Source organism: Streptomyces xiaopingdaonensis (genome assembly GCF_000262345.1).
Taxonomy (GTDB): domain Bacteria; phylum Actinomycetota; class Actinomycetes; order Streptomycetales; family Streptomycetaceae; genus Streptomyces; species Streptomyces xiaopingdaonensis.
In genome coordinates, this window is the sequence record NZ_AJTQ01000200.1 from 1 (window position 1) to 6,126 (window position 6,126).

Below are 6,126 nucleotides of genomic sequence, written 5' to 3' on the forward strand. Positions count from 1 at the left end.
CTCGCCGATCGCCGCGTCCTCACCGATCTCGGTCCGCGGCAGCCGCTCGTCCTCGGCGATCCGGGCGAGACCCTCGGGCGAGACGATGCCGCGCAGCGCCTCGGCGTCGCCGGGCACGCCCATCACGTGGCCCTTCGGCATCGGGCGGATCTCGCCGCGGTTCCACAGGGCGCCGCCCGCGACGTCGGGGGCACTGAGGTCCTCGCCGAGCCCTGCGGCGCGGGCGAGTTCGACGGCCTCCGGGCGGCGCGCCAGCATCGACTCGGCGCCGAGGTCGACGGCGGCTGCGCCGGCGACGGAGCCTGCCTGCACCTTCCCGCCGACGCGCGAGGAGGCTTCGAGCACGGTGGTGCGCACGCCCCGCGAGCTGAGCCTGTGGGCAGCGGCGAGCCCCGAAATGCCGCCTCCGATGACAAGAACGTGCATGTGCCGCAGTCTCCCAGACGCCGTCCCGCACCCGGCGCCCGGCCTCCGCACGGCGCCCGTGAGGCAGACTCGCCGTACGGACACCCACGGAAGGGAGCGCCCTCCATGGCGGGCAGGGAGCGGATGGTCGTCGTCGGCGGGGACGCCGCGGGGATGGCAGCGGCGTCGCAGGCCCGACGGCTGCGCGGCGAGGACGAGTTGGAGATCGTCGCGTTCGAACGGGGGCGGTTCACCTCGTACTCGGCATGCGGCATCCCGTACTGGGCCGGAGGGCTCGTCGACGGACCGGACGCGCTCATCGCGCGGACCGCCGACGAGCACCGCGAGCGCGGCATCGACCTGCGCCTGCACACCGAGGTCACGGAGATCGACACCGACCGGCAGCGGGTGCGCACGGCCGCGCCCGGCGCGGAGGGCGGCGCGTGGACGGGGTACGACGCGCTCGTGGTGGCGACCGGGGCCAGGCCCCTGCGGCCGCCGCTTACGGGCATCGAGGCACCCGGCGTCTTCGGCGTGCAGACGCTCGACGACGGCGAGGCGCTGCTCGACGGCCTGGAGCAGCAGGAGCGCAGGCCGCGTCCGGAGGGCGGGCGCCGCGCCGTGGTCGTCGGCGGCGGGTACATCGGCGTCGAGATGGCCGAGGCGATGGTCCACCGCGGGTACCGCGTGACGCTCGTCGACCGCAAGCCGCAGCCGATGTCGACCCTCGACCCGGACATGGGCGCGCTCGTCGGCGAGGCGATGGAGGGCTTCGGCATCGAGACGGTCAGGGGCGCCGAGGTGACCGGCATCGTCACCGACGCGGAGGGGCGCGCCTGCGCCGTCGCCACCGCGGAGCGCGAGTACCCGGCCGACGTGGTCGTGCTGGGGCTCGGCGTACGGCCGGAGGCCGGGCTGGCGAAGCGCGCGGGCATGCCCGTCGGTGAGCACGGAGGCATCCTGACGGACCTGTCGATGCGGGTCGAGGGGTACGGGAACGTGTGGTCGGCCGGCGACTGCGTCGAGGTCCTCGACCTCGTCTCGGGGCGCCAGCGCCACCTGCCGCTCGGCACCCACGCCAACAAGCAGGGACAGGTCGTCGGCAGCAACGTCGGCGGCGACTACGCGACCTTCCCCGGCGTCGTCGGCACGGCGGTGAGCAAGGTCTGCGACCTGGAGATCGCGCGCACGGGGCTGCTGGAGCGCCAGGCGGCCGACGTCGGGCTGCAGTTCGAGACCGTGACGGTGGAGTCGACGAGCCGGGCCGGCTACTACCCGGGGGCACGCCCGATGCGCGTGAAGATGCTCGCCGAGCGGCGGTCGGGGCGGCTCCTCGGGGTGCAGATCGTCGGCAGGGAGGGCGCGGGCAAGCGCGTCGACGTCGCAGCCGTCGCGCTCACCGCGGGCATGACCGTCGAGCAGATGACCGCCCTCGACCTCGGCTACGCGCCGCCCTTCTCCCCCGTCTGGGACCCGGTGCTCATCGCGGCACGCAAGGCGACGGCGGCGGTGCGGGCCGGGCAGGCGCCGGGTCGCAGCGGGTAGGCGGACTCAGGACGCCGAGCGCTCGTGCACGTGCTCGACGAGTCGGGTGAGCGCGTCCGGGTCCGTCTGCGGGAGGACGCCGTGGCCGAGGTTGAAGACGTGCCCCTCCAAGCCGGCGGCCTCGGCGAGGATCCGGTCGGCCTGCTCCGCGGCGACCTCGCGGGGCGCGAAGAGCACCGCGGGGTCGAGATTGCCCTGCACCGCCTTGCCGGGGCCGATGCGCCGTGCCGCCTCGTCGAGCGGGACCCGCCAGTCGGCCCCGACGAGATCGGCCCCCGCCTCGCCCATGGCGCCGAGGAGTTCGCCGGTGCCGACGCCGAAGTGGATGCGGGGGACCTCGTACCCGGCGACGGCCGAGAAGACCTTCGCCGAGGCCGGCTGGACGCGGCGGCGGTAGTCGTGCAGGGAGAGCGCGCCGACCCAGGAGTCGAAGAGCTGCACCGCGTCGGCGCCCGCCTCGATCTGGACGGAGAGGAAAGCGGAGGTGATCCCGGCGAGGCGGTCGAGAAGGTCGGCCCACAGCTGCGGGTCGCCGTACATCATCGCCTTGGTGTGCTCGTGGTTGCGGGAGGGACCGCCCTCGACGAGGTAGCTGGCGAGGGTGAACGGGGCGCCGGCGAAGCCGATCAGCGGCGTCGTCCCCAGCTCGCTCCGCAGGATGCGTACGGCCTCAGCGACGTAGGAGACGTCGTCGGGCTCGAGCGGACGGAGCCGCTCCAGGTCGTCCCGCGTTCTGATCGGCTGCTCGACGACCGGACCGACGCCCGGCTTGATGTCGAGGTCGATGCCGATCGCCTTGAGCGGCACGACGATGTCGCTGAAGTAGATCGCCGCGTCCACACCGTGCCGCCGCACGGGCTGGAGGGTGATCTCCGCCACGAGGTCGGGCCGCATGCACGCCTCCAGCATCGCCGTGCCCTCGCGCACCTTCCGGTACTCGGGGAGCGAGCGGCCTGCCTGCCGCATGAACCACACAGGGGTGTGCGGCACCGGCTCCCGCCGGCAGGCGCGCAGGAACGCGGAGTCCGCGGCGGGGCTGGGTCGGAGGGACGGCGCGGCGCCGTCGGCGGGGTGGGAGTTCACGCTGGAGAGTCTCGCACGCGCGCCGCACCGGACGACGCCCGAGTCCGGCATCGAGGCGGGGTGTCCTGCGGGCGCGGAGCGACGCGGCCGCCTACTCTTTCGGCCTATGACAGCGGCTCAGGCATCGACGGCGGGGGGCGCCTCCGGCGCAGGGGAGACCGGCGGCGGCGAGGCCGTACCGCCCGCGTTCGCAGCGGCGGTCGGCGCGCTCCGGGACGCGGCACCGCGCGCGGGGGTGGCGTTCGCCCCGCTTCCGGCACCGCGCCGACTCGCGCCGTACGCGCACGCCCTGGAGGCGTCGGTCACCGACCCGGACGAGGAGCCGGACGAGGAAGCGGAGCCGGCCGAACTCGCCGACGGGAGGTTCGTCCTCCTCCACGACCCGGCGGGGCGCGAGAGCTGGCAGGGCGGTTTCCGCGTCGTGACGCTGGCACGCGCCGAGCCGGAGCCGGAGATGGCGAGCGATCCCCTTCTCCCCGAGGTCACCTGGTCCTGGCTCACCGGAGCCCTGGAGGCCCGCACGGCCGGCCACGCCGCGGCGAGCGGGACCGTCACCCGCTCCGACTCCGCCTTCTTCGGCGACCTCGCGGAGAAGCCGCAGCAGACGGCGCTGGAGATCCGCGCCAGTTGGACCCCGCTGCCGGCGGGCGACGACGGCCCTCCCGACTTCGCGGCGCACCTCGCCGCCTGGTGCGAGCTGCTCGCCCAGTGCGCCGGCCTCCCCCCGGACGCCTCGGCGCCCGGCACCGACCGCGCCGCCTCCGTCGTGCAGCTCCCGCAGCGCCGCGGACCGCAGCGCCGCTGACGGCGCGCGTCAACTCCCTTTCCGGGCAAGGGGATCGGGCGACGGGCACGTCGGCCGCGGCACCCACGGGGGATACGCGCGCTCCCCGCGGAATTACGGTCACCGAATCGTGATCTTCCTCTAAAGGCCGCGAGGAGAGCTGCCGAAGGAGTCAGTGACCCTTCCACACGGAGCACCGGCTCACCCCGAGACCGCCAGGAGCCGCGCCCCGTTCTCCCCTCCACTCCCCCTCAGGAGGCCCGGTGTCCGTTCTCCTAGAACACCCCACAAGCCTGGTCGCCTACCGTCCCAACAAGCCCACCGCCATGGTGGTCGTGGCCGATCCGCGTGTGCGGTCGACCGTGACGAGACACCTGTGGGCGCTCGGTGTACGGGACGTGATCGAGGCCTCGTCCATCGCGGAGGCGCGTCCGCGCGTCTCCAACCCTCGTGACATCTGCGTCGCCGACGTGCACCTCCCCGACGGCTCGGGCCTGACGCTCCTCTCCGAGACCCGGGCCGCCGGCTGGCCCAACGGCCTCGCCCTCTCCGCGGCCGACGACATCGGCGCCGTCCGCAACGCCCTCGCGGGAGGCGTCAAGGGCTACGTCGTCACGGGTACCCGCACCAACCTCGGCGGTGCGCTGCCCACCCGGCACGGTGCCGCGCCCATCGGCGCGGCCGCGGCCCGGATGCACCGGCGGCCCGGGGGCGGGCCCGGCGGGCCCGGACATCCGGGCGGGCAGCGCGAGTTGTCCGGGCGGGAGGTCGAGGTGCTGCGGCTGGTCGCCGAGGGCCAGTCGAACAAGGCGATCGGCGTCTCCATGGGGCTCTCGGCGCTCACGGTCAAGAGCCACCTCGCGCGGATCGCGCGGAAGCTCGGCACGGGCGACCGGGCGGGCATGGTCGCGGTGGCGCTCCGTACCGGCATCATCCACTGAGGCACCCGCCTCACCGTCCGCTCCCCTTCCGCAAAGCAACCTCCGCTCAACGAAGAGGCCGTGCTTCAGTGCCGCGGCCGCACGGCGCCCGTCGAGGTAACGTTCCGTCGGCGGGCGCTTCGCATTGTGTGTGCGCGGATACCCTTTACAGGTGACCGACGCCCAAGAGACCGCATCAACGAAGGCAGCTCAAGCCACCTCCGAGGCACCGGGCTCCAGTCCCGTCCCCCTGCTGGCGCCGCGCGAGGGTGTTCCCCCCGTGACCACCACCGCCGAGGGTCTGGCCGAAGCAACCGGTTCGTTCGCAGAAGCATCTGGCCCCGTCGCCGTCGACGCCGAGCGCGCCTCCGGCTACCGCTACGGGCAACGCGCCTACCTCGTCCAGCTGAGACGCGGGGGCGCGGGCACTGCACTCATCGACCCCGTCGCCTGTCCCGACCTCTCGCACCTCGGCGAGGTGCTCGCCCCTGCCGAGTGGGTGCTCCACGCGGCGACGCAGGACATCCCCTGTCTGCGTGAGATAGGCATGCTCCCGCACCGGATCTTCGACACCGAGCTCGCCGGGCGCCTCGCCGGCTTCCCCCGCGTGGGGCTCGGCGCCATGGTCGAGAGCGTCCTCGGCTACACCCTGGAGAAAGGCCACTCGGCGGTCGACTGGTCGACGCGCCCGCTCCCGGAGCCGTGGCTGCGGTATGCCGCACTCGACGTCGAGCTCCTCGTCGACCTGCGCGACGCGCTGGAGAGCGAGCTGGCGCAGCAGGGCAAACTCGACTGGGCGCGGCAGGAGTTCGCGGCCATCGCGGCGGCGCCCGTGCCGCCGCCGCGCAAGGACCCGTGGCGGCGTACGTCCGGCATGCACAAGGTGCGGCGGCGCCGGCAGCTCGCCGCGGTCCGCGAGCTCTGGTCGGCGCGGGACGCCGTCGCACGCCAGCGGGACCTCTCGCCCGGCAAGGTGCTCACGGACGCGGCGATCGTCGAGGCCGCGCTCGCGATGCCGACGAGCATGCGCGCCCTCTCCGCGCTGCCCGGGTTCGGGCAGCGGATGGGGCGCCGCCAGCTCGAGGAGTGGTACGCGGCCGTCGAGCGCGCGCGAGGCATGGCGGAGGGCGAACTCCCGCAGCAGGCGCAGCCGTCGGGCGGCCCGCCGCCGCCGCGGGCGTGGGCCGACAAGGACCCGGTGGCGGCGGCCCGGCTGACCGCCGCGCGGACGGCCGTCAGCGCGCGGGCCGAAGAACTGGACATGCCGCAGGAGAACCTGCTGACGCCCGACACCGTGCGCCGGCTGTGCTGGGAGCCGCCCTCCGAGGGCTCGGCCGAGGCGGTCGGCGCCTTCCTGCGGGAGCACGGTGCCCGCGAGTGGCAGGTCGA

Annotated in this window: 6 protein-coding genes; 4 read left to right on the forward strand and 2 right to left on the reverse strand. The window is 74.6% G+C overall.

What is annotated here, in order from left to right; genetic code table 11:
• The coding region (locus UWG_RS30200) for an FAD-dependent oxidoreductase (protein WP_033196181.1) at positions 1 to 426 on the reverse strand (426 nt) is incomplete at its 3' end.
• A gap of 105 nt (positions 427 to 531) precedes the next feature.
• Between UWG_RS30200 and UWG_RS0116240 the strand changes: the two genes are divergently transcribed.
• The gene (locus UWG_RS0116240) at positions 532 to 1,950 is read left to right on the forward strand and encodes an FAD-dependent oxidoreductase (protein WP_016908278.1); all 1,419 of its coding nucleotides are present in this window, start codon (positions 532 to 534) and stop codon (positions 1,948 to 1,950) included.
• Between the two features lie 6 nt (positions 1,951 to 1,956).
• Here the strand turns inward: UWG_RS0116240 and hemE are convergent, their stop codons facing one another.
• On the reverse strand, positions 1,957 to 3,033 hold the full coding sequence (hemE, locus tag UWG_RS0116245; protein WP_050988589.1) for a uroporphyrinogen decarboxylase: 1,077 nt from the start codon (positions 3,031 to 3,033) through the stop codon (positions 1,957 to 1,959).
• Positions 3,034 to 3,139: 106 nt separating this feature from the next.
• On the opposite strand from hemE, the gene UWG_RS0116250 reads away from it, so the two are divergent.
• The 3 genes from UWG_RS0116250 to UWG_RS0116260 all read left to right on the forward strand — a co-directional run.
• Complete coding sequence (locus UWG_RS0116250) at positions 3,140 to 3,838, forward strand: DUF3000 domain-containing protein (RefSeq protein WP_016908280.1); 699 nt, start codon at positions 3,140 to 3,142, stop codon at positions 3,836 to 3,838.
• Positions 3,839 to 4,080: 242 nt separating this feature from the next.
• Positions 4,081 to 4,758: a response regulator transcription factor gene (locus UWG_RS0116255; protein ID WP_016908281.1), complete on the forward strand. Its 678-nt coding sequence runs from the start codon at positions 4,081 to 4,083 to the stop codon at positions 4,756 to 4,758.
• A 151-nt stretch (positions 4,759 to 4,909) separates the two neighbouring features.
• The coding region (locus UWG_RS0116260) for a ribonuclease D (protein WP_033196182.1) at positions 4,910 to 6,126 on the forward strand (1,217 nt) is incomplete at its 3' end.